This window comes from Enterobacter sp. BNK-29, assembly GCF_048684785.1.
Taxonomy (GTDB): domain Bacteria; phylum Pseudomonadota; class Gammaproteobacteria; order Enterobacterales; family Enterobacteriaceae; genus Enterobacter; species Enterobacter cloacae_M.
In genome coordinates, this window is the sequence record NZ_JBLQTU010000001.1 from 2,118,721 (window position 1) to 2,139,054 (window position 20,334).

General features: G+C 54.6%; 24 protein-coding genes. 11 read left to right on the forward strand and 13 right to left on the reverse strand.

The window, feature by feature from the left end:
- The first annotated feature begins 100 nt into the window (after positions 1 to 100).
- From ACMGGX_RS10115 to ACMGGX_RS10135, 5 genes are all read left to right on the forward strand, one after another.
- Entirely contained in the window at positions 101 to 880 is a 780-nt protein-coding gene (locus tag ACMGGX_RS10115; protein WP_252047451.1) for an MBL fold metallo-hydrolase, read from the forward strand.
- 26 nt (positions 881 to 906) lie between these two features.
- Complete coding sequence (locus ACMGGX_RS10120; RefSeq protein ID WP_348562083.1) at positions 907 to 1,860, forward strand: GlxA family transcriptional regulator; 954 nt, start codon at positions 907 to 909, stop codon at positions 1,858 to 1,860.
- 112 nt (positions 1,861 to 1,972) lie between these two features.
- Positions 1,973 to 2,221: a hypothetical protein gene (locus ACMGGX_RS10125; protein WP_063438955.1), complete on the forward strand. Its 249-nt coding sequence runs from the start codon at positions 1,973 to 1,975 to the stop codon at positions 2,219 to 2,221.
- A gap of 303 nt (positions 2,222 to 2,524) precedes the next feature.
- Positions 2,525 to 2,980 carry a hypothetical protein gene (locus tag ACMGGX_RS10130; protein WP_420298329.1) on the forward strand — a complete coding sequence of 152 codons (456 nt, stop codon included), beginning with the start codon at positions 2,525 to 2,527 and terminating at the stop codon, positions 2,978 to 2,980.
- Between the two features lie 72 nt (positions 2,981 to 3,052).
- Positions 3,053 to 3,298: a hypothetical protein gene (locus ACMGGX_RS10135; protein ID WP_059446495.1), complete on the forward strand. Its 246-nt coding sequence runs from the start codon at positions 3,053 to 3,055 to the stop codon at positions 3,296 to 3,298.
- Between the two features lie 40 nt (positions 3,299 to 3,338).
- On the opposite strand, the gene ACMGGX_RS10140 is transcribed toward ACMGGX_RS10135, so the two are convergent.
- The 4 genes from ACMGGX_RS10140 to ACMGGX_RS10155 form a co-directional block, all read right to left on the reverse strand.
- Positions 3,339 to 4,427 carry an AAA family ATPase gene (locus ACMGGX_RS10140; RefSeq protein ID WP_134348312.1) on the reverse strand — a complete coding sequence of 363 codons (1,089 nt, stop codon included), beginning with the start codon at positions 4,425 to 4,427 and terminating at the stop codon, positions 3,339 to 3,341.
- Between the two features lie 146 nt (positions 4,428 to 4,573).
- Positions 4,574 to 5,533, reverse strand: a complete 960-nt coding sequence (locus ACMGGX_RS10145) for a YbgA family protein (protein WP_047173159.1) — start codon at positions 5,531 to 5,533, stop codon at positions 4,574 to 4,576.
- Positions 5,534 to 5,635: 102 nt separating this feature from the next.
- Positions 5,636 to 6,046 carry a hydroxyisourate hydrolase gene (uraH, locus tag ACMGGX_RS10150; RefSeq protein ID WP_033147068.1) on the reverse strand — a complete coding sequence of 137 codons (411 nt, stop codon included), beginning with the start codon at positions 6,044 to 6,046 and terminating at the stop codon, positions 5,636 to 5,638.
- Positions 6,047 to 6,145: 99 nt separating this feature from the next.
- Positions 6,146 to 6,871: a MerR family transcriptional regulator gene (locus ACMGGX_RS10155; RefSeq protein WP_029740778.1), complete on the reverse strand. Its 726-nt coding sequence runs from the start codon at positions 6,869 to 6,871 to the stop codon at positions 6,146 to 6,148.
- A gap of 117 nt (positions 6,872 to 6,988) precedes the next feature.
- Here ACMGGX_RS10155 and ACMGGX_RS10160 point away from each other — a divergent pair, with 117 nt between their 5' ends.
- On the forward strand, positions 6,989 to 7,513 hold the full coding sequence (locus ACMGGX_RS10160) for a lipocalin family protein (RefSeq protein WP_033147067.1): 525 nt from the start codon (positions 6,989 to 6,991) through the stop codon (positions 7,511 to 7,513).
- Between the two features lie 3 nt (positions 7,514 to 7,516).
- Here the strand turns inward: ACMGGX_RS10160 and ACMGGX_RS10165 are convergent, their stop codons facing one another.
- From ACMGGX_RS10165 to ACMGGX_RS10190, 6 genes are read right to left on the reverse strand one after another with little or no spacing between them, the layout of a single operon-like run.
- A complete protein-coding gene (locus ACMGGX_RS10165) occupies positions 7,517 to 8,527 on the reverse strand; it encodes a fimbrial protein (RefSeq protein ID WP_420298753.1) in 1,011 nt (336 codons plus the stop codon).
- A complete protein-coding gene (locus tag ACMGGX_RS10170; RefSeq protein WP_420298330.1) occupies positions 8,527 to 9,045 on the reverse strand; it encodes a fimbrial protein in 519 nt (172 codons plus the stop codon). Before ACMGGX_RS10170 ends, ACMGGX_RS10165 begins: the two co-directional genes overlap by 1 nt.
- Entirely contained in the window at positions 9,036 to 11,561 is a 2,526-nt protein-coding gene (locus ACMGGX_RS10175; RefSeq protein WP_420298331.1) for a fimbria/pilus outer membrane usher protein, read from the reverse strand. The genes ACMGGX_RS10170 and ACMGGX_RS10175 overlap by 10 nt, the downstream gene beginning before the upstream one ends.
- A 23-nt stretch (positions 11,562 to 11,584) precedes the next feature.
- The gene (locus ACMGGX_RS10180; RefSeq protein ID WP_420298332.1) at positions 11,585 to 12,262 is read right to left on the reverse strand and encodes a molecular chaperone; all 678 of its coding nucleotides are present in this window, start codon (positions 12,260 to 12,262) and stop codon (positions 11,585 to 11,587) included.
- Positions 12,263 to 12,315: 53 nt separating this feature from the next.
- Positions 12,316 to 12,900, reverse strand: coding sequence for a fimbrial protein (locus ACMGGX_RS10185; RefSeq protein ID WP_420298333.1), 585 nt, complete (start codon positions 12,898 to 12,900; stop codon positions 12,316 to 12,318).
- Between the two features lie 53 nt (positions 12,901 to 12,953).
- Positions 12,954 to 13,556: a helix-turn-helix transcriptional regulator gene (locus tag ACMGGX_RS10190; protein WP_202771848.1), complete on the reverse strand. Its 603-nt coding sequence runs from the start codon at positions 13,554 to 13,556 to the stop codon at positions 12,954 to 12,956.
- A 706-nt stretch (positions 13,557 to 14,262) separates the two neighbouring features.
- Between ACMGGX_RS10190 and ACMGGX_RS10195 the strand changes: the two genes are divergently transcribed.
- The 5 genes from ACMGGX_RS10195 to ACMGGX_RS10215 all read left to right on the forward strand — a co-directional run bounded on the left by ACMGGX_RS10195 (position 14,263) and on the right by ACMGGX_RS10215 (position 18,263).
- Entirely contained in the window at positions 14,263 to 15,024 is a 762-nt protein-coding gene (locus ACMGGX_RS10195; protein WP_063438963.1) for a winged helix-turn-helix domain-containing protein, read from the forward strand.
- Position 15,025: 1 nt separating this feature from the next.
- Positions 15,026 to 15,505: a hypothetical protein gene (locus tag ACMGGX_RS10200; RefSeq protein ID WP_023309865.1), complete on the forward strand. Its 480-nt coding sequence runs from the start codon at positions 15,026 to 15,028 to the stop codon at positions 15,503 to 15,505.
- A 189-nt stretch (positions 15,506 to 15,694) separates the two neighbouring features.
- Complete coding sequence (locus ACMGGX_RS10205) at positions 15,695 to 16,633, forward strand: GlxA family transcriptional regulator (protein WP_420298754.1); 939 nt, start codon at positions 15,695 to 15,697, stop codon at positions 16,631 to 16,633.
- Between the two features lie 85 nt (positions 16,634 to 16,718).
- The gene (locus ACMGGX_RS10210) at positions 16,719 to 17,717 is read left to right on the forward strand and encodes a class I SAM-dependent methyltransferase (protein ID WP_348562089.1); all 999 of its coding nucleotides are present in this window, start codon (positions 16,719 to 16,721) and stop codon (positions 17,715 to 17,717) included.
- A 102-nt stretch (positions 17,718 to 17,819) separates the two neighbouring features.
- Positions 17,820 to 18,263: an acetyltransferase gene (locus tag ACMGGX_RS10215; RefSeq protein ID WP_420298334.1), complete on the forward strand. Its 444-nt coding sequence runs from the start codon at positions 17,820 to 17,822 to the stop codon at positions 18,261 to 18,263.
- 32 nt (positions 18,264 to 18,295) lie between these two features.
- Here ACMGGX_RS10215 and ACMGGX_RS10220 read toward each other — a convergent pair whose 3' ends face one another.
- The 3 genes from ACMGGX_RS10220 to ACMGGX_RS10230 all read right to left on the reverse strand — a co-directional run bounded on the left by ACMGGX_RS10220 (position 18,296) and on the right by ACMGGX_RS10230 (position 20,277).
- Positions 18,296 to 18,880 carry a hypothetical protein gene (locus ACMGGX_RS10220; RefSeq protein WP_420298335.1) on the reverse strand — a complete coding sequence of 195 codons (585 nt, stop codon included), beginning with the start codon at positions 18,878 to 18,880 and terminating at the stop codon, positions 18,296 to 18,298.
- Between the two features lie 10 nt (positions 18,881 to 18,890).
- On the reverse strand, positions 18,891 to 19,370 hold the full coding sequence (locus ACMGGX_RS10225) for an Hcp family type VI secretion system effector (RefSeq protein ID WP_420298336.1): 480 nt from the start codon (positions 19,368 to 19,370) through the stop codon (positions 18,891 to 18,893).
- Between the two features lie 211 nt (positions 19,371 to 19,581).
- Positions 19,582 to 20,277, reverse strand: coding sequence for a hypothetical protein (locus ACMGGX_RS10230; protein WP_420298337.1), 696 nt, complete (start codon positions 20,275 to 20,277; stop codon positions 19,582 to 19,584).
- Between the last annotated feature and the right edge of the window lie 57 nt (positions 20,278 to 20,334).

The window sequence follows — 20,334 nt, forward strand, 5'->3', positions numbered from 1 at the left end:
TCTTTAATTGGCCCGATTCCATCGGTAATCGCCCTTTAGCCCACAGCGCCAATAGTGACGGCTGGCTATCCTCCTTATCACACCAACCGGAGGATAGCCCATGAACATTACCCATATTCGCAACGCCACCCAGCTGATTACCTACGCCGGAAAACGTCTTTTAATCGACCCGATGCTGGCCCCGAAGGGGGCTTATCCGGGCTTTCCCGGCACGGCGTATGCCGAACGCCGTAACCCGACGGTCGAGCTCCCCGTTGACGTCAACACGCTGCTGGACGCCGACGCGGTGATCGTCACCCATACCCATGACGATCACTGGGATCGCACCGCGGCGGAGCTGATCGCCAAAGACAAACCGATCTACGTGCAAAACGATCGTGACGCCGCGCTGCTGCGCAGCCAGGGATTCAGCAACCTGACGGTCATGACCGACGCGACATTCTTCGGCGATATTCAGATTGCGAAAACCCACGGCGGGCAGCACGGCACCGATCGCGCTTACGCCGTGCCGGAGCTGGCGGAGCGGCTGGGCGAGGCCTGCGGCGTGGTGCTACGTCATCCCGATGAGAAGACGCTTTATCTTGCCGGGGATACCATCTGGCGTGACGAAGTGGCGGCCGACCTGCAAAAGCACCAGCCGGACGTGGTGGTGCTGAACGCGGGCTATGCCCACGTCATTGGTTTTGGGCCCATTATTATGGGGCAGGAGGATGTGCTCAACGTTCATTTCCTGCTGCCGCAGGCCAACATTGTGGCGATCCACATGGAGGCGATTAACCACTGCCTGTTGACCCGCAGCGCGCTGCGTGAGTACGTTGAAGCCAATCAGGTGAGTGACGCAGTGAGCATTCCCCAGGATGGCGAAACCGTTATATTCTGAGTGCGTTAAAGGGAAAGGAGGAACTGATGTCGCTAATCAACGTCGCGATTGTCGCGGTCGACGGGTTCAGCCCGTTCCACTACTCCGTTCCCTGCATTCTGTTTGGCGATTCGGTCTCCGGCGAAAAGCGCTTTAACGTGACGATCTGCGCCGAAACGCCGGGTTTTCTCACCTCAAAAGACGGATTTGCCCTCAACGCCACGCAGGATTACACCGCCATTGGCCAGGCCGATATTGTCGTCGTTCCCTACTGGCAGCATGTTCTTAAACGCCCGCCCCAGACGCTGCTCGACAGCCTCGTGCAGGCGAGAGACAACGGCGCGGAAATCGTCGGGCTGTGTCTGGGGTCGTTTGTGCTGGCCTGGGCGGGGCTCCTCGACGGCAAACGTGCGGCCACCCACTGGGAGTTCGAACATCAGTTCCAGTCCCTTTTCCCGAACATTCAGCTGGATATCAATGCGCTCTACGTGGATGACGGCAATATCATCACCTCTGCCGGAACCGCGGCGGCGCTGGACTGCTGCCTGTATATTATTCGCCAGCGCTTTGGCAGCGTGGTCGCCAACCAGATTGCCCGTCGGATGATTGTTCCGCCCTACCGCGAAGGCGGGCAGGCGCAGTTCATCGCCCAGCCGGTACCCAAAGATACCCGCGACGGACGTATTAACTGTCTGATCGATTATCTTCAGCAGCACATCACCGAACCGCATAGCCTGGACTCGCTGGCGGACGTGGTCTCGATGAGCCGCCGCACCCTGACCCGTCATTTTATTAAAGCCACGGGGATGAGCGTCGCCGACTGGCTTACCGCCGAACGCCTGCGGCGCAGCCAGCTCCTGCTTGAAGCCGGAAATATGCCGATTGAACGCGTGGCCGAGCTGGTGGGATTTAATTCCGCCGTCACCTGGCGACAGCAGTTTAAGGCGCGTTTTGGGGTCAGTCCGGCGGAGTGGCGAAAGACGTTTCGTCTGCAGAACTAGCGTGAAAGTTCTGTAATAACGAAAGGTTAAGAAATTCGAGCATTCAGGAACCTACAGTAGATACTGGTTACAGTTCTTCACCGGTTTGCCGCCTTCAGGCAGAGGAAAAATAATGATTACTACAAGGGTAAAATTATTCTTGTTACTGGCCGCTGTTTGGATAGCAGGAATATTTGCCACGCTTTTATTTGGACGTTTGTTGATTGCCCTGGTCAGCTTCTTTTTCATCGGACAATTTGATTTTCCAATGAGCGATCTAGTTGAAGCTACTACCCTTGCCATTAGTGGTGGGATCCTCATTGGAGGAATACAGTACGTTATGGCAAAGGAAAAGAACCGCTCCGAAGACCCACCCCGGTAAGTTGGGTATGAAGAGATTGAACTACCCCAGCCTCTCCACTCTCGGTTGCAGGCAACAATACCGGTGATGCGATGAATGATGCCAACCAGACGATGGCGTGACCCAATGCACCTTTGGGCGTACTTGCTGTTCTAATGATACTAAGCAGGGTGAGGAGCCTGATACAGGAGAGCATATAGCGGCAGAAGAAAATGTGTTGCGTACTAAGTCTCAACCAAACAAACCTGATGCCGATAATATAATTTCTTACCTGTCGAAGAACAGATAGGTACATTGAATGAGGTGGCAAAAAGGACTCATGAAATGATTTATGTATTATTAGGAATTGCACTTTTCGCTTTTGCAGTTGGAACGGCCGTGTTTCTTCGCTTTAGTAAAGTGACGGGAAGAAGCGTCCAGTCACCTTTTACCTCTATGTTTTTCTTTGATGCGCTCTTTTTTGGGCTGGGCAGTAAGCGAGACATGAATATCGCAGCATGTTCGTTTATTGTCTTTTTACTAAGCGTATGGGAATTAACTTATTTAAAATTAAGCGCACATTTTTGGGGGAGTCGAGAAAGCTATTTTGGTCTCGTGATCGCCGGGATTTTGTTTCTAATTATGCACTGTCGCTATTGCGCAAAAAATGTCGTTATCAAAAATGATGGGCTTGCACCCATGAGAGAATTGACCAGTCTCAGGTTGTCCAGCCTCACTAGCCCCTTTTTATGGTTAAGTCGGGCCGGGTATCTGGGTTTCTTTATTGGAATGATACGTTGAAGCGAATGTGGATAGAGAGAGCCTCAATCTCGACGTACTGCCAAACAAAATATCAATATCACGAAAGCGATTGTGGTAGTTATAGAAATGATGATTAATCCTCGAATAAAACTTTTCCTGTTACTGGTGTTACTCTGGATGTCAGGCCTCTTTATCACTATGGCTGCAGGCCGCCTGCTAATTGCTGCGGCCTCGTATCTCTTCCTTAATGATTTTGATTTCAAGTGGAGCGACTTGATTACTGCGCTCAAAATCTCTGTGGGCGCAGGGTTTATCATTGGAGGGGGGCAGTCCCTGCAGGTGAAAGAGAAAAAATGAAAATTTCATTTTATTGGACTTCAAAGGAAAAGAATGCGGCTTACCCCAGCCTCTCCACCCGCGTCTCCCCCTCAACCATCGACAGCTGATACAGCGAAAACGACCTCTGCTTCTCAATCAACTTCGCCAGCTCCGGCGAGTGGCTGGTGAGCCAGATCTGCGAGTAGCGGCTGGCCTCGGCGATTAAGCTCGCCAGAGCGGGAAGCATCTGCGGGTGCAGGCTGTTTTCCGGTTCATTCAACGCGATAAACGCCGGTGGGCGCGGGCTTAACAGCGCTACCGCCAGGCACAGAAAGCGCAGGGTGCCGTCGGAGAACTCCGCCGGTTCCAGCGGCCTGCTCAGCCCCTCGCGCTGCATCATCATGCGAAAACGTCCGCCGGTGTTGTCGCTGTAAAACACGCAGCCGGGGAAGGCCTGGTCAAGGATGCGCATCAGCAGCAGCTCGTCGCCGATCTCGACGATGGTCTGAAACGCGGCCGCCAGGTTGGCGCCGTCGCTGGCCAGCACCGGGGAGCGGAAACCGACCTGCGGGGCGCGCATCGCCGAGCCAGACGAGACGGAAAACTCATGATAAAAGCGCCAGTTACGCAGGGACTCGCGCATCTGCGACACTTCCGGGTAAAGATGCGGTTCGCCGAGCTGCCCGAACACCGATTCGTTCTCGTACAGCGTGCCGCTGTGGGTCACTTTCTCGTGATGCACGTTGTTGAGAAACACCGCCTGGTTCTTACGCTTCATCAGCTGTGACGAAGGCCGACGGTGCTGGCCGCTCAGCCAGATGGACTCCTCTTTGATCACCGGATCGAGCTGAAACTGCGAGGGATAGGGCAGCTTCTCCACAAACCCGACCTGCAGCTCGTATTCGTAGGTCTCTGTTTCCACGGCCAGATTCATCCGCCGCAGCTGGTCGCTGCGGGTTTTGCCTGCCCAGAACACCTTCAGAATGCCGCCCTCGTTCGCTAGCGCCTGGGAAAACTGCCCCTGGGCGGCGCTGTGCATCAGGTGTATCGCCTTGTAAATATTGGATTTACCGGTGCCGTTTGGCCCGAAGACGATGTTGAGCTGCTCCAGCTCCAGCGACATGTCGCGGATGGATCGGTAGTTTTGAATGTGCAGGGTGTTGATCACTGGCGGGCCCCTTTTTGCAGAATAATCCTGTATATAATCACAGTCTTTTAGGTGAAATGCAAAAAAGAGACGACAGTGAGGATGTCGTCTAAACGGGGTACTGCTTTGGGCCTCTACGGGTCAATGGGGCCTTCGCATTTTTATGATCACTTGACTGCCAGACGCAGACCCAAATCATCAGGATAGGGATCAAAGTAGTTTTGCGTCATCAGATATCGGTCGGGGTATTCGGCCAGGTAGTGCTTCAGCAGCGTGATCGGGGCGAGAATAGGCAACTGTCCGTTGCGATAGTGCAGGATCACGTCGCGCAGCTCGCCGCGCTGGCGGGTGTTCAGCTGGTTACGGAAATACCCCTGAATATGCATCAGCACGTTGGTGTGATTCTTCCGCGAGGCGGGTTTTTTCAGAATGGTCATCAGCTTTTCCCGGTACGCCACGAAGAAGGCGTCCAGGTCTTCCCACTCGTGCAGCGAGGCAACGAACGGGCCGATTTCGCGGTAGCCTGCCTGATGGTGCGCCAGCAGCTGCAATTTATAGCGGCTGTGGAAATCCAGCAGCCCACGTCGCGTGAGACCTTTAGCGCGCAGCGTGTTTAGCTCGTGCAGGGCAAATACCCGCTCGATAAAGTTTTCCCGCAGCACCGGGTCGTGCAGCCGACCGTCTTCCTCGACGGGCAGCCACGGGTAGGTTTCAAGAAGGGCGGCGGTGAACAGCCCGACGCCCTCCTTGCGGCCCCGGTTGCCGTTTTCATCGTACAGCCGCACGCGTTCCAGTCCGCAGCTTGGGGATTTTGCACAGACGATAAATCCCGACAGATCGCCGATTTTTGGCAGATAGTCCGCCGTGAACTCGGCCATTTTCTGCGTGAGGTCATCATGAGGCGGCTTGCTGAAACGGAGCTGCGTTTCGCCGCTGTCCGTCAGCGTCAGGCGTATGGCCGGGCGAGGCGTCGGGAGACCGATGGCCATTTCCGGGCAGACGGGCCTGAAATTCACCCACTGGGCCAGCTCATCCATGACGAAGCCCATACGCTTGTGTCCGCCGTCAAAGCGAACGGCGGATCCGGTCAAACATCCGCTAATACCGAGCACAGGTTTCGTTGTCATGGTGTAGTCCTCCCGTTCATATAATTAAAACTTACACAGCATGACTAATTTGTCCAAGTATTAGCGGAACTATTTTTTTTATTCCTTTAAAATCAACGCGTCTTAACTGCCCTTGTAGGTCGAGTAACCGTACTGGCTCAGCAGAAGCGGAATGTGCAGCTTCTCGTTGGTGCGGGTCACGGTAAACAGCACCGGGATCTCCGGGAAGAAGGAGTCCAGCTTTTTGCCGTGGAAGTACTCTGCGGTTTTGAAGGTCACTTTATACACGCCAGGCTGCATGTCCTGATCCTGCGGATAGAGCGATTTGATGCGGCCGTCGTGGTCGGTTTTGCCGCTGGCAATCGGGGTCCATTTGTCCTGCTGCTGCTTCTCCAGCGTAACGGTCACGTCCGATGGCGGCATTCCGGTTTGCTGGTCGAGAATGTGGACGCTCAGCGTGCCGGCAGGGGCGCTAAAGGCAGCAGGGGCAAAGGCCATCGAGGCCAGGATCAGCAGAGGGGCAGTTTTTTTCATAGTGTTTTCCTGTTGAGTTATTCGTCACAGGAAAACGTTAGCATCTGCGGCGCGGGAAAATATTCAACTTTTCGTGAAGATTCCCGCAGGAGAAAATTATCAGAGGATAATCACTTCAAGCGATACCTGCTGCTGCCACTGCTCCACCTGTTTTTTCCGCCCGGCGGTGAGTTTGCCGCTGGTGACCAGAAGCCATTTGCGCTCGGGGAAAATTTCCGGTGCCAGCGCGTCAGGCGGAACCGGCAGGATGTCGATTCGGTGGCCCTGCCCGGTGCGCGTTAAGGCTTCGAGCCAGATCTCGCACGGGTCGTTGAGGTGCCAGCCGCTGAGCAGAATGTTATCGCCCGGCGCTTTTTTATCGCCTTCGAGGCAAAACGAGGTGTAGGCGATGATGATGCCGTCGAGGATCGCGCGCAGGGTCATGGCGGCGGCGACGTTGGCCGAAACCTGGCTGCGCAGCGGGCGCAGCACGTTCGCGACCAGCTCCGGCCTTGGGTATTCGCGTCCGGCGTCGTAAATCATCTGGCGCAGGGATTCGACCTTGCCGTCCTGCAGGCGTTGCAGCATGTTCTGCTGCAGGGTTTGCCAGTTGTTGGTCCGACCCGGCGTCGGGCGCTCCAGCAGAGGTTTGACCTGGCCGATCGGGACGCCTTTTTTGACCCAGTCGAGGATTTTGAGCGCCTGCTGGACGTCCTCGTCGCTGTACTGGCGGTGGCCGCCTTCCGTGCGCTGTGGCTTGAGTAAACCATAGCGACGCTGCCACGCCCGCAGGGTGGTGGCGGTGATGCCGCTGAGTCTGGCGAATTCGCCGATGGAGTAAGCCATGTCCGTGTCCAGAGTGGAGGAATACTCTCAATATACTACGAATTTTCCCGAACGGGATGAAGCGCCGAAACGGTGCACTACACTTAACGTCCAACCGTGCAAATGAAAGGAATTCTCATGAAGCTATGGCCTGTTGTGACCGGTGTTGCCATTGCGCTGACGCTGGTCGCCTGTAAATCCCCTACGCCGCCGAAGGGCGTGCAGCCGATTTCCGGTTTTGACGCCAGCCGCTATCTTGGCAAATGGTACGAGGTCGCCCGTCTGGAAAACCGCTTTGAACGCGGGCTGGAGCAGGTAACCGCCACCTACGGCAAGCGCAGCGACGGCGGCATCAGCGTGCTCAACCGGGGCTACGATCCGGTGAAGAACAAGTGGAACGAGAGCGAAGGCAAAGCGTACTTTACCGGCGAACCGACCACCGCCGCGCTGAAGGTGTCCTTCTTCGGCCCGTTCTACGGCGGCTATAACGTGATCAGGCTGGACGATAAGTACCAGTACGCCCTGGTCAGCGGCCCGAACCGCGACTACCTGTGGATCCTGTCGCGCACGCCAACCATTCCGGATGCGGTGAAGCAGGATTACCTGAACACCGCGCGCAGTCTGGGCTTCCGGGTTGACCAGCTGGTGTGGGTGAAGCAGTAGCCCCTACTGGTAGGAAAACGTAATGCTGGCCAGCGCGTTGGCCGAGCCGGGGACCAGTTCGCCGGTTCGGATGTACTGCGCCTGGAACGGTAACGTGAGCGTCTGCGCCGCCGTGGTGCTCTGGATTAAGAACTGGCCGGTCGCACCCGCGGCCGAGCTGTCCGGCCCCATCGTCAGCGGTCCGGTGCCGTTGTAGAAAAACTGCACCCCAACGCCGGACGCCGTGGAGTCTCCGGTCAGCGTCACCACCGACGAGGTGTTCGACGGCGTGGTCTGATCGGTCATCACCGCGTGAACCGCCACGTTCGCGTCGCAGGTCAGGCCGACGGTGAACGTCCCCGACGGTGACGTACTTCCCACCGTGGGCAGAGTGCGAATATCAATGGTGCCCAGCGCCACGCTGGCGTTTTTGCTGCCGACCGTACACCCGCTGGCGGTCACCGTGATGGTGGTCGGGCTGATAATCACCTGCGCCGTTTTCGTCTCGTTGTTATAGGCGGTGAGCACCGCGGCGTTGATGGTCGGGATGTTATAGACGCCGGATTTCAGGGCGGCACCGGTTTTAATAAAGGTGACCTTTGCCGACCATCCCAGATCCTGGGCAAACCCACTGGTGCCCTCTGCCGGGTAGCTTTGCGTGATACCGGTTTGCAGGGGAATATATTGTGTACTCTTAAAATCCTTCAGCCCGATGATATAGCCCACGCCCGGTACGCCGGTCTCAAAAATGGTGTAATTCGCGCCGTCGACGGTGACCGTCGCACCGCTTGAGATGGCGCTGCTGCTGGGCTGCAGCGTCCCTTTGTTGCAGGTAAAAATAAGCCCGCACCAGAACACCTGCTGCACGCTGGCGGTGGCGCTCCAGGTCGAGCCGATAATGCTGCCCGGCACCACGGAATCCGCCGGCCCGCTGTAGGTCATCGGCTGAGGGGAGAGCGTAATGTCCGATTTCCAGTCCAGAGCCTGCACGCTGGCGCAGAAAAGAAATCCGCTGAGAAGAAACGCTAAACGCATCATAGATACTCCGTTGTCCAGGTGGCGAGGGCTGACACATCACCGGCGCTCACCGGCGTAGCGGTGGCAACCAGCTGCGCGTAGAAGGTCATCTGTACGCTGTCATCCCCCGCGGTTCCGTACGCGGCGGTCTTTGTATTCAGGGGAATGAGTACGCTCTCTTTATCGAGGATCTGTACCGCCACGCCGGTAGCGCCACCGTCGGCAATCTTCAGCAGCTGCGGGTTGGCATCATCCGGCGTACCGCTGAAGCGGATTTTTACGCCAGCAAAGGTTGGCCCGCACGCTTCAAGCCTGAGCGTGAAGGGCGTTTTGATATTGCTGACGGCCCCGGCACGGCTGAACTGTTTAATACCAATGGTCCCCAGCGGCACGTTTTGCTCCCCGGAGTCCTGCGCCACCACGCAGGTGTTGCCGATCAAATTGCCGGTGACGGAGACCAGCACGTCGTAACCGCGAACGGGGAGCGTGAAAACCAACAGCAGCGCAAGGCAGCCGATCCGAAGCGTTACTGACATACCACCTCCTGAGAATAAAGACCGGTGCGGGCGTTATAGTTCTGCTTGTTTAAGGCATAGGTAATGGCGCAGCGCTGGCGGCTGCCGCGGCCCCACACGGCGTTCAGCTTGCCCTTCTCTGACAAACCGGAGAGATACAGGCTGCCGCCATCGCCGACGATGCCGCTGGTTTTGTCATCATCGAGCGAGACCAGCGTGCCGAAGGGGAGCACATCGTTGCCGTGACGTACGATAAACATCGCTTTTGCCCCCTGGTGCGTGGTGAAGGTGGCGCGAACCAGGGCACCGTCGGTAGGCGTTTTGTTGGCGATGGCGTTTTCCAGCTCCACGTCGTTGCCGGCGGTCGTCACGTCCAGCGCGACCTGGTTAACGCGGTACGGCGTGGCGTACGGGATCACCGCGTAGCCACGGCCGTCCGTTTTGATGCCCTTATGGTTAAGCACGGCGACGCTGCTGGCCCCCGGGGCTTTTACCAGAATGTTGGTGTTCCCGAGCGGCTGGCTCAGCGTCAGGCCATCTTCATGCACTACCGCGCCGCCGCTGATGCCGTAGCTGAGGTTGCGGGAGTCGCTGGCGTAGCTGTAACCCAGGTTGTAGTCTCCCCACGCGCCTTCGTATTGCAGGGTGGCATCGCCGCCGTAGTGCTGTCGGGAGCTGTAGCGCTGGTTGACGCTATAGAACAGGTTTTCCTGGCCCGGGAGGTAGCCGCTCACGCCCGTGCTAGCGGTTGTGCCGGTGGAGTCCGCATGGGTCGTGGTAAAGCGCGCGCGGGTCGACAGCGTCGGGTTGCCCAGCGGGACCGAAATCGACATCGACAGGATGTTATCTTTCTTGTCGTCATACAGGCTCGAGCTTCGCTGGACGCTGACGCCAAGCGACACGTTGCGAAACGTGGCGTTCCACGCAAACTGCAGGCTTTGCGTGGTATTTGACGTGTTCCAGTAGGTCTGCTGATCCCACGACAGTGACAGCGAGCCGTATTGTCCCATCGGCTGCGACAGCAGCAGCTGGTTTTTTGCCTTACGCGACATGCGCAGGTTGTACACGGTGTCGTAATGGGTGGTGACGGTGCCATCGTCTTCCACCGTCTGCTTTGGCGATCCGCCCGACATGCCTTTGTACGTGGTGTCGCTGAGGGTATAAAACCCTTTCGTGGAGTAGCGCAGCGAGAAGAAGTTAACCCGCGTGCCAATGTCGTTCAGCAGCTTGCTGTAGCGCAGGCGCACCGAATCACCCGTATAGTGCCGATCGTCCGCCAGCTGGCTGCGGGCGTGGGTCAGGTCGATGGAGTAGGCGCCAAAGCGGCCGAGGTTTTGCCCAAACCCGAAGGCCAGGCCGTTATAGCTATCGGCAAACTGCGCCCCGCCGTAAAACGTCAGGCCGTATCGCCAGCCGTAGAACAGTTCACCCTGCGCGAAAGAGGGCGAATCCTGATTGCCCGTCGGACGGTATTTCCCGGCGCCGAGGGCATATTTCACCTGTCCGTTACGCACCAGGTTCGGCACGCTGGCAAAGGGAAGCGTGTATTGCGTTTTGCTGCCGTCGTTCTCCTGAATGGTGACCGCCAGATCGCCGCCCGAGGAGGTCGGGTAGAGATCTTTCAGCACAAACGCCCCCGGTGGGACGGAGGTTTGATAGATGATGTTGCCGTTCTGGCGAACCGTGACCGTGGCGTTGCTGCGCGCGATGCCGCGAACTTCCGGCGCATAGCCGCTGAGGCTTGCGGGCAGCATGTTGTCATCGGTTTTCAGGGCGAGACCGCGCAGGCCCACGGAGTCGAACACCTGCGCCGAGGTGTACGTTTCCCCGGCATACACCTGCGCGCGCAGGGCGTGAATATCGCGCTGCAGCCAGGTCTGCACGTGGGTAAGCTCATTGCTGTCTTTGGTCCACGTGGTGAAATCACGCAGCCGCCACGCGCCCAGGTTGACGCCGCTGTTGAGGCTTGCAAACAGCTGCTGCTCCCGCGTGCGCGTCTCGCCGCGATACTCATTGTTCGAGCCATTGACCACGTAATTCAGCCACGCGGCAGGAATGCCCGCCTCCCAGCTTTCCGGGCTGACGTACCCGCGCGGCAAATTTCGCATCGCACTTTGCGGTACGGTGAAGCTCAGGGTGAGCGTCTTCTGGTCCAGGTCAAACTGCGTATCCGCAAACGCCTTCGTTAAGAAGATGCAGCGCTGCGCCAGCGGCAGCGCTCCGCCCTTCGCCTGATGGCTATCGATGCCCAGCGCGTCGAATTGCTCAGGCGTGAGGCAGGGCAGCGCTTCACCCGTGCTGTCCTCAGCAAGGCGGAACGTGACGTTACCCGTGAACGCATAATTCGTATTGATATACACGTTGAGGTTGTAATCACCCGGCGGCAACGCGCTCCCGGCGTTGACCCAGGCGAGATCGGCGCTGTTTGCGCTCTCGCCGTTGAGGAACGCGGGGTTAAATTGCAGCTCGCTTTCAGCAGCCACGGCTTGCCGAATCACCAGGGAGATCACCGTGGCGCACAGGATTTTTATTTTCACGTGGTCACGCCTTACTGTTTTTATTATTGGGATAACGACGCGCGCGTGGCGGGGGTCCATGCTCCGTAATCGTTAATGGTTTGATAGCTCATGCTGCCCGCATGGCTGAAGGTTTCGGCCAGCGTCACGCTGCCTTTCGGGGGCACCATCACCGGCTGCACCGGCATACCGTCAATTTTCACGTTGATGGTGGTGAGGTAGTACGGCGTGGGGTTGCTGAGCGTGACTTTTCCGGCGCGATAGGCACCGGCCAGTTTTTTCCACGCTTCTGCCGGGGTCTCACTGAGTCCCTCCGGGCGATAAAAGACCTTGATGCGGTTAGCCGATGCAAACTGCAGCGTATTCCCGGCGCCGCTTGTCGCCTGCTGGGGGATGGCTTTGACCGTCATCCAGTAGAGCGTCTCCCGATCCTCTGGCAGGGCTTTGCCGTTAAACATGATTTTCACCGCGCTTTCGCTGGCCGGTTTTATGACGTACAGCGGCGGCGTGATCGCGAAGTCGTTGGTGCGTTCGCCTTTCTCATTCTCCATCCACGACTGGATGAGGAACGTGGCGTCGGGATGGGTGTTTCTCACCTGCATCATGGCCTGGCTGGTGGCGCTGGAGTAGACCAATCGCGTTGCGCCCAGCCCCACGCCGCCGGCATAGACGGCGGAGGAACATAACGCGCCCGCCAGGCAAATCCATGTGTTTACGCGCATAGTGTTTCTCCTGAAAGCTAAGACAGGCCCGGCTCGCAGACCGGGCCTGAGGATTACGAATAGGTCACGGTGTAGGTCGCGACGGCGCTGGCATCACCCGCGGTGGCGCCGCTCTTCGGCGAGTAATATTTCGCGCTGAAGTTCAGGGTGTTGGCACCCTTACGCAGAGGGATGGCCGCAGCAGGTTCACCCAGGTTCACCACGTTGCCCTGCTCGTCATAAAGGCGAATAGCCACGTTTTGCGCAGAGTTGGCGCTGCCGTTTGCCCCGACGGACAAGCTATTAACATCGGAAGTGTCCGGCGTGCCGGTGAAGGTAACGGCCACGGTTGTGGCGGCAATCGGGTTCTCATCCGTAGAGGCTGAGGTATCGGCGATTTCACAATCTTCCAGGGTGATGGCAAACGCTTTTGCCGTGCTGGCAACGCTGCCGGCGGTCGCCAGCGTTGCGGTACGCACTTCACCCATATCTACGTCAATGTTGGCGCTTCCTGCGCTGATGGCGCAGGCGGAGGTCACCACTTTGCCGCTAAAGTTCACCGTGCCGCCGCTGGTGCCGGCAGCCATGGCCGTGCCCGCTGGCAGTAATGCCGCAATAGCGATCGCGAGCAGCGTTTTATTATTGAATTGAGCTTTCATTGTCCTGATTCCATTATGGTGTTATGTCGAGATTTGCTCTGAAAGCAGCAGGTCTAACTGGTTAAAAAGACCAGCAAATCTGTCTTGTTCCTGAGCCCGAGTTTTCTTATCGCTGAGCTTTTTAACGCGCTGACACGACGGTAAGAAAGCTGCTCTGTTTCGGCGATGTAACGCATATCCAGACCCTTTCGCAGTTCCTTCAATACCCTCCATTCACCCGGCGTCAGCGATAACGCCGTGGGTTTTTTTATTGGGCGATAACGGCTATCGACCATTTTTAATACGCTGGCTCGCCAGTGATAAAGCGGGTCCTGCAGCGAGAGATAGGCGTCTATTTCACCGCGTATCCACAGCCAGGAGTTTGCCGGTGCGGAATACATGCAAATAAGTACGTCGGGATAAAGGACTTTCATCTTCCTGATATATTTCAGGCAGTCATATCCCGCGTGATATTTCTCCATGCCGGATAAAAAAATCACGTCTACCGGTGCGGCTGCGAGTATCGTTTCGATCTCCGCGTAATTATCGATCGATGCTGTAATCTGCATAGACGGGACAATATTTTTTAATAACGCGGCGATCCCCTGGCGCGCAAAGTGATCTCCACCCAATAGCGCGATATTTAAATGACGTGTGTTGTTGAGCTTATTCGCCATGTCATTCCCTCGATTTATAATTGTAATGAGACTCGTCTGTCTGGCAGAACGATGCCTGTATTTTCGAAGCAATTAAGCATTGCACGGTGTGAGCCCACTATACTCAGGGCGTAAAATAGGTAACCTGAATTAATCTTAATTTGTTTTAAGTACGGTTTAGGTGTAGCGTCAATTTCTCCTCGCTGAACCGGCTTTTGCTTATCTGCCTGTAAATAATCATACCGGTAGTTTTTATTGAAAAGTTGGCTTTAATAAATGTTTTGTAAGGAAATAGTCTGGGGACGTCATGCGACGCGGGTTGTTACTGACGGTGGCTAACAGTTTCGCACCGAAATTGTTAATTAAGACGACAGCTTTCGAATTGGTCGTAATTTCGAAACCCGCTTGCAGCGCGCGTCTTCTCTGCTTTTTATTAAAAAAACAAATTAAGCACGCTGAATAATTCAGACAATGATGGCTAAAGCGTTCAACGGGCGCCTTTGTCGAGTTTTGTCAGTGTCAAGACGGCTTTAAATGGCGGTTAAGAAAACTTCAGACCGGTCAGATAAAGAGAAAGGAAAAATAAGATTTTTCGCCAGGCGCCAGGATATACAGTTGCGCACTTATCCGTCACATTAATCCTTACACAGGCGAGGGATACGCAGGTTAACCGTGAAGGGAATCTACTGGAGCAACAGCTGTTGACCGGAGGTATTTAGCCCATTCTATGCATAAGCATTACATTATTAATGGCCTGGTAGAGTTTCATCCAGCGGCCAGCACATTACGCGATCTCAACAATCCTGACCGGGTGGTGGTATTAAATTCCCCGGCGGGGCGCTGTTTGTTGTTATTAATAGAAAGAGTCGGAAGTATTGTGACTCAACAGGAGTGCATGGATATTGTCTGGCAGCGCCGGGGGATGCTGGTTTCGCCTAATACCTACTACCAGAATATATCTATTCTGCGTAAGGGGCTGAAGAAAGTGGGGTTTGAAACCGATCCGATTGTCACTATCCCGCGGATTGGACTGACGCTCGCAAGCGATACGCAAATCACCGTTAAAGAGACGCAGCCGCAGGCTGAAGAGGAAGAACGTGCTGCTCCGGATGTCTGCGAAGAGGCTGTCGCCCCGACGGCCCCGACGCGCCGCTTCTGGCTGCCGGGCGCGCTGGTGCTATTGCTGATGCTGGCTGGCGTGAGCGTTATCAGCCATAACCTGCTGCATGACAGCTATTTCGTTGACGGGTATCGCTTCGCGATGAAGATGGGCGAATGCCAGCTCTATTTTTCTCGCGATATTGAAACGCAGCGCGATAGGGATAAAGCCCTGGCCTATGCCGCCCCGTTTAAGGACCAGTGCGCGAACTATCCCTGGGTGTACGTCAGCGGCTACATCCTGCTGCCCCGTGCATCGGTCATTCGCTGTGACAGGCCGATGACGGAACCCAACCGCTGTATGTCCGATTATTTTATAGAGGATCGCTAGTATGGTTCGCTACCGTCAAACGCTTGTTGCGCTCTGCCTGTGCCTGCTGATGGGGGCTGTCGTGGCGGCGTATTACCTCTGGCATCGCCATTACATCCAGCCCTTTTCCTGCCAGGCGAACTTTATTCAGCATCACCGTGATGAGACGCTCTCTCTGTGGCTGAATTACACCGTGGAAGGTAACAGCGGAATACTCAGCATGAATGGCCGGTTGAAAAGCGATCCTACGAAGACCCTGAATCGCAAAGTTTTCTTTCAGATTGAGCGCAAAGACAGCGTCTATAATCTGACGTCCATACGCAATATGAAATTTCCGGACGACAACATCAGCGACAGCTGGCTGGAGAAGTACGAGCCCTTATTTTTTATCTATCCGAATAAGAATATTTATATGCGTATTAAGAAACAGCAGAATGAGAATTATTTATTTATTTTGGGAACGCTGCCGACATATGTGTGCCACACGTCAAAAAACGGATAGCGACAGGGAGAAATGTTTTTAAGTTTTTGCGACCATCATTTATGCTTGATTTAACAGCCAGGACCTATCTTAGGAAAATATAACAGCAACAATAATGTTGCGATAATGTAATTATTCTTCGGCAAGTTAATGAAAAATATAATTGATGATAGCGTCAGAATGACGCCTGCACGGAATAAATCCCTGCATATGGGTTTACTCCTGTGGCCCCATTTCTCGCTTTTCGCATATTCAGGATTAATAGAGGCGTTACGTATTGCATCCAGCGTCCAGAAGCGTAGCCAGAAAATACGCTTTAAACTCAGCCTGATAAGCACTTATCCCGACTTACCGATAGTGAGCAGCTCAGGGCTCAGCGTGCGGCCCGAGGCCGCCCATGCGCCGCCCGGCGACTTTGACTATATTGCGGCGATCGGCGGAGGTCTGGAGCATCTTCACAAGGGACACCGTGGCGACAGAGCGTTCCTCACGGATGCTTATCACAACAACGTTCCCCTGATAGGTATTGGTACCGGCAGCTTTATCCTGGCGGAGGAAGGCTTACTGAACGAGCGCCGCGCCTCGATTCATCCTCATCACCATGACGTTTTCACGCAACGATTTCCGCAGGTTTATGCTGAGCAAGGCCTCGATTTTATCGACGAAGGCGATTTGCTGACCTGCCCGGGCGGGATCTCAACGCTCACCCTGGTAACGGCGCTGATCCGCGCCCACGGGGGAGACGACATTGCGGCCACCACCTCCCGGCGGCTGTCCCTTCCTCCGCATGACGCCGCCACGCCGCGGCCCGCGAATATCGCCATGATCCCTGATTCACGGCTGCGCAGGGCGGTGACGATTGTCGAACAGTATCTGACTCACCCGCTGAACGCCGCCAGGCTCGCGCAGGACGTTAAGCTGAGCGAGCGCCAGCTTAACCGCCTGTTTCACGCCGAGTTTGGCAAAACGGCGCGGGAATTTATTCGCAGCGCCAGGCTGCGCTATGCCTGCTGGCTGCTGAAAAACTCTCAGCAAAGCGTTACGGATATTGCGCGGCGGATGCGGTTTAGCGACTGCGCCCACTTTATTCGTCATTTTCAGACCGAGTACGGCTGCACGCCGGGGGTATGGCGCACGTCGCAGAACTGATGCACCTATTTCGTGCTTTCTTCGTAGGGTATTACTGGCTCGCCTGGATAGACTTCCGTTAATAGCCTAACGGAGGGAAGACGACATGAACTGGCAGCCTTTTCGCGGCGATGCACCGGAAAATATGACGATTTTCAGCGCGTCATTTCCCGACGTCAGCGACCAGTGGCCGATGAAAGACGACGCTGCCCGTGAGATCGCCTCCCTTGACCGCGCCCTGAAAGCCGAGCCAGCGCTCCGCCCCCCAAGGATGGAATACGACGAAGGGGGGCTGGCCGTGCTTGTCCCGCAGAACCGCTATTCCGAACAGGCCTTCCGCAACCGCCCGGCGCTCACCGCGTGGCGCACCCGGCTGGTGCCCTCCGCGCTGGCGCTGTTTGTGGTGCAAAACCCGCTGGAAGACCGCCTGCCCGACGGCACGAAAATGGACAGCGACAGCCGCCAGTGGTTTATCCACGCTAACGATGCGATTGGCGTGCGCTCCCGCGCCAGAGTGCTGGCCGCGCTGGTGGATAAGTACATTCACAACGAAAGTGAAAATAACTGGGTTAGCCTCGCAAGCGGTGCCGCCATTCCGGTGCTGGAGGCGCTGCGCGAAGCAAAGCTCGACGGCCAGCGGGTGTATCTCACGCTGGTGGACAAAGACCCGGTGGCGCTCAGCTGGGCCGAAACCATGGCGGCGCAGGAAGGGATTGTGGTGGGCGAACAGCTGACGCTGCTCAGGCGCAACCTGCTCCATACGCTGGTGCGTAACGAGGACCTGCTGCTGGAGCTGGGCGAGCATCAGGCGGAACTGGTCGACGCGCTGGGGATTTTCGAATACTTCAACGATACCGATGCGGTGATTTTTCTCCAGCGCGCCCTGCGGCTGGTCAAGCCCGGCGGGGCGGTGATTGTGTCGAACATGCTGACCAGCAGCCCGCAAATTGACTTTGTGCTGCGGGGTATCGGCTGGGAGGATATTCACCCGAGGTCGTTACAGCAGCTGCAGGATATCCACCTCGCGGCGGGCGTGCCGGTGGAAAACGTCACCGTGGTGGTGCCGAAGGATGGGGTGTATGCGGTGATGGAGATTAGGGTTTAGCTCGATCTGTTCCCTCTCCCTTGAGGGAGAGGGCTAGGGTGAGGGGGAACAGACCGCAAAGCGTGGCTTGAAATAGTTCGGTTTTCCAACCATGATCCCCCCATGAACATAGAAACCGCACTCCCCACACACTTCGAGCGTCTGGTCGCGATCTGGGAATCCTCCGTCCGCGCCACCCATCACTTTTTACAGGAAAGCGATATTGCGGCGCTGCGCCCGCTATTGCTTAACGCCTATCTGCCAAACATCAAGGTCGTGATCGCTCGCGATGACGCAGACGTTATTCACGGCTTTTTAGGCGTGGATGAAAACCGCATTGAAATGCTGTTTGTTGACGACGCGAGCCGCGGAAAGGGCGTCGGGAAATTGCTGCTCCAGCACGCCATCGAAGAGTTTGGCGCGAACGAGGTGGACGTGAATGAGCAGAACCCGCAGGGCGTGGGATTTTATCGCCATATGGGGTTTGAGCAGGTCGGGCGCTCGGAACTGGACGGGCAGGGGAATCCATTTCCGTTGCTGCATATGCGATTGGGTGAGCAGGCTTAACGCCCTCTCCCTCTGGAGAGGGAGTCTGCAAGCTAGTTACTGGTAATTTGCCCGATGATTACGCCACGCACTTTTTCGCCATCGAAGTAATAAGAGACCGTATTACTCTGGATGAATCCATTCTGTACTGGCGTCTCCTGATAAAAAAGCATCGCTTTCTTTTTTGCTATCTCTTTCTTGCCGAACAATGCGACTAAATTGCCATGCGTCGCATTTAATAATGGAACATTAGCGACCGAGACTCTGACAGGTTCCGTTGTTTTAGCACATTCGTGATGGATGCCATCTTTGGCTATAACTAGCGCAGTTAGCAATCCTGCACCCATTTCGTTATCAGAAATGAACCAGTAATTCGTGTCATCGTCGTCATGAAGGCAGACCCAACGAGCGGAACTGTCTTTGTTGACTGGTGTGCTGGAGATTTCTGCCAGATGAGTAACCTCCATTTGCACGGTTTTCTTACCGATGGTAATAGTGGGATAGAGGGGCACTTTTGTGGGTTCTTCCGGCGTTGTTCCATCATCCTGATAATACCTGGCTGCGAAGCCGGACATTTGGGCTGCTGATGTATTTTGAACCAGGAATAGAAGTGCAGCCAAAATTAACAGTACTTTCATTTTAGATACCCTAATACGTAGCCCGGTTATTCCATTCGTCAGTGTAGGCAATGTTCCCATCGCAATGTTTCCATGTAATCTTCTCGTAACGGAGTTGAATATCTTCGAGATGCGTGCTCGTCAAGCCGGTGGGATGCAGCAGGGGGGATATAGAGGTGATCTTTACGTTCTGCATTATCATATTGAAATACTCACTCTCAACGCCCTGGTCAAGAATTCGATACATTTTCAATTCTGCTTTTTTTAATGTTCTTCCTTCACACATAGCACGATACAAAACAGGCGTTGCAGCATCAAATTCCTTATGCAAGTTTAAGGGGGAATGAACTCTCGTGCCTGTCAAACGACCAGTATTCGAGTTCTCAGGAATCCATACCTGATGGATAACTGAACGGATTTCAAACGATCCTAATCTCGCTGGCAGTAATGATGGACCAACTATGGGCGAACCATTTTCATCAAACAACCACAGATGAGCGGGAATTGACATAATTTACTCCTGTTAAATAGTAATTATCTTTTTTTACGTAAAAGGATATAGAGGCCTACAATAACTACAATTGACCATATTGCATTCATTGCGATTTTTTCGGGTAGCCAGGTTACGGCAAATAGTGCAAATATTATGACGAATAAAAGGGGGATTGCGCCTCTCAGGAAGAATATGAGTTGGCCTTTTAACCAGTCTTTAATAGCTTTAATCATCCCTTTATCATCCTTGAAATCGCATATGCAATATCGCTGTCTGAAGCATAAGCTTGGTTAAGTATGGGGGATCTCATTATTATGGGCTCAATCAAGAAAAACATCATTTCAAGCTCTTCCTGATAAAGTAGATTATAATAATAAGCATTATAATTTTTTAGATGGTTGGCGCTTCTGGATGCTTGCTCAACGATGCCGTAAACTTTTAAACCAAGAACAGCATAAGTAGAAAACGATGTGATCTTTTCTTTCATCCAAATGTTAGTATGAACACTAGTACAAATTGCAATAGTTGCCGAATATATAAAAGCCTGGCTGGAGAGCATTGATGATGAAATTGATACGCCCAAATCCATAAGATTTCGTTGTATGTTATGTATTCTTTTTTCACTCTTGTTGCCTAGCAAGCTTTTAATATAAATATAGAGCATCTTATAGATAACGTCTCTGTGTTTTATTAACTGGACGATACCTGTCAAAAATCGTGAGTCTTCTTCGCGTAATCGTAAACATACATCCTGATAGTTTTCAGTAAAGCACGAAAGCTGATAGCTTAATCGCGTTGCCCCATCATCTAACAGTTGCGCTTGCTTTAATACTTCATCTTTTACGCCTGTTAAGGCGTGTTCTAACTTTAAAGCCAATATTTTATGTGCATCTATTGATGTTATTAATGAATCGCTATAATACATATTGCACCCTTTAACAGTAAACATAGGCACAAGTTTCTATTAATATTGGAGTTCTGC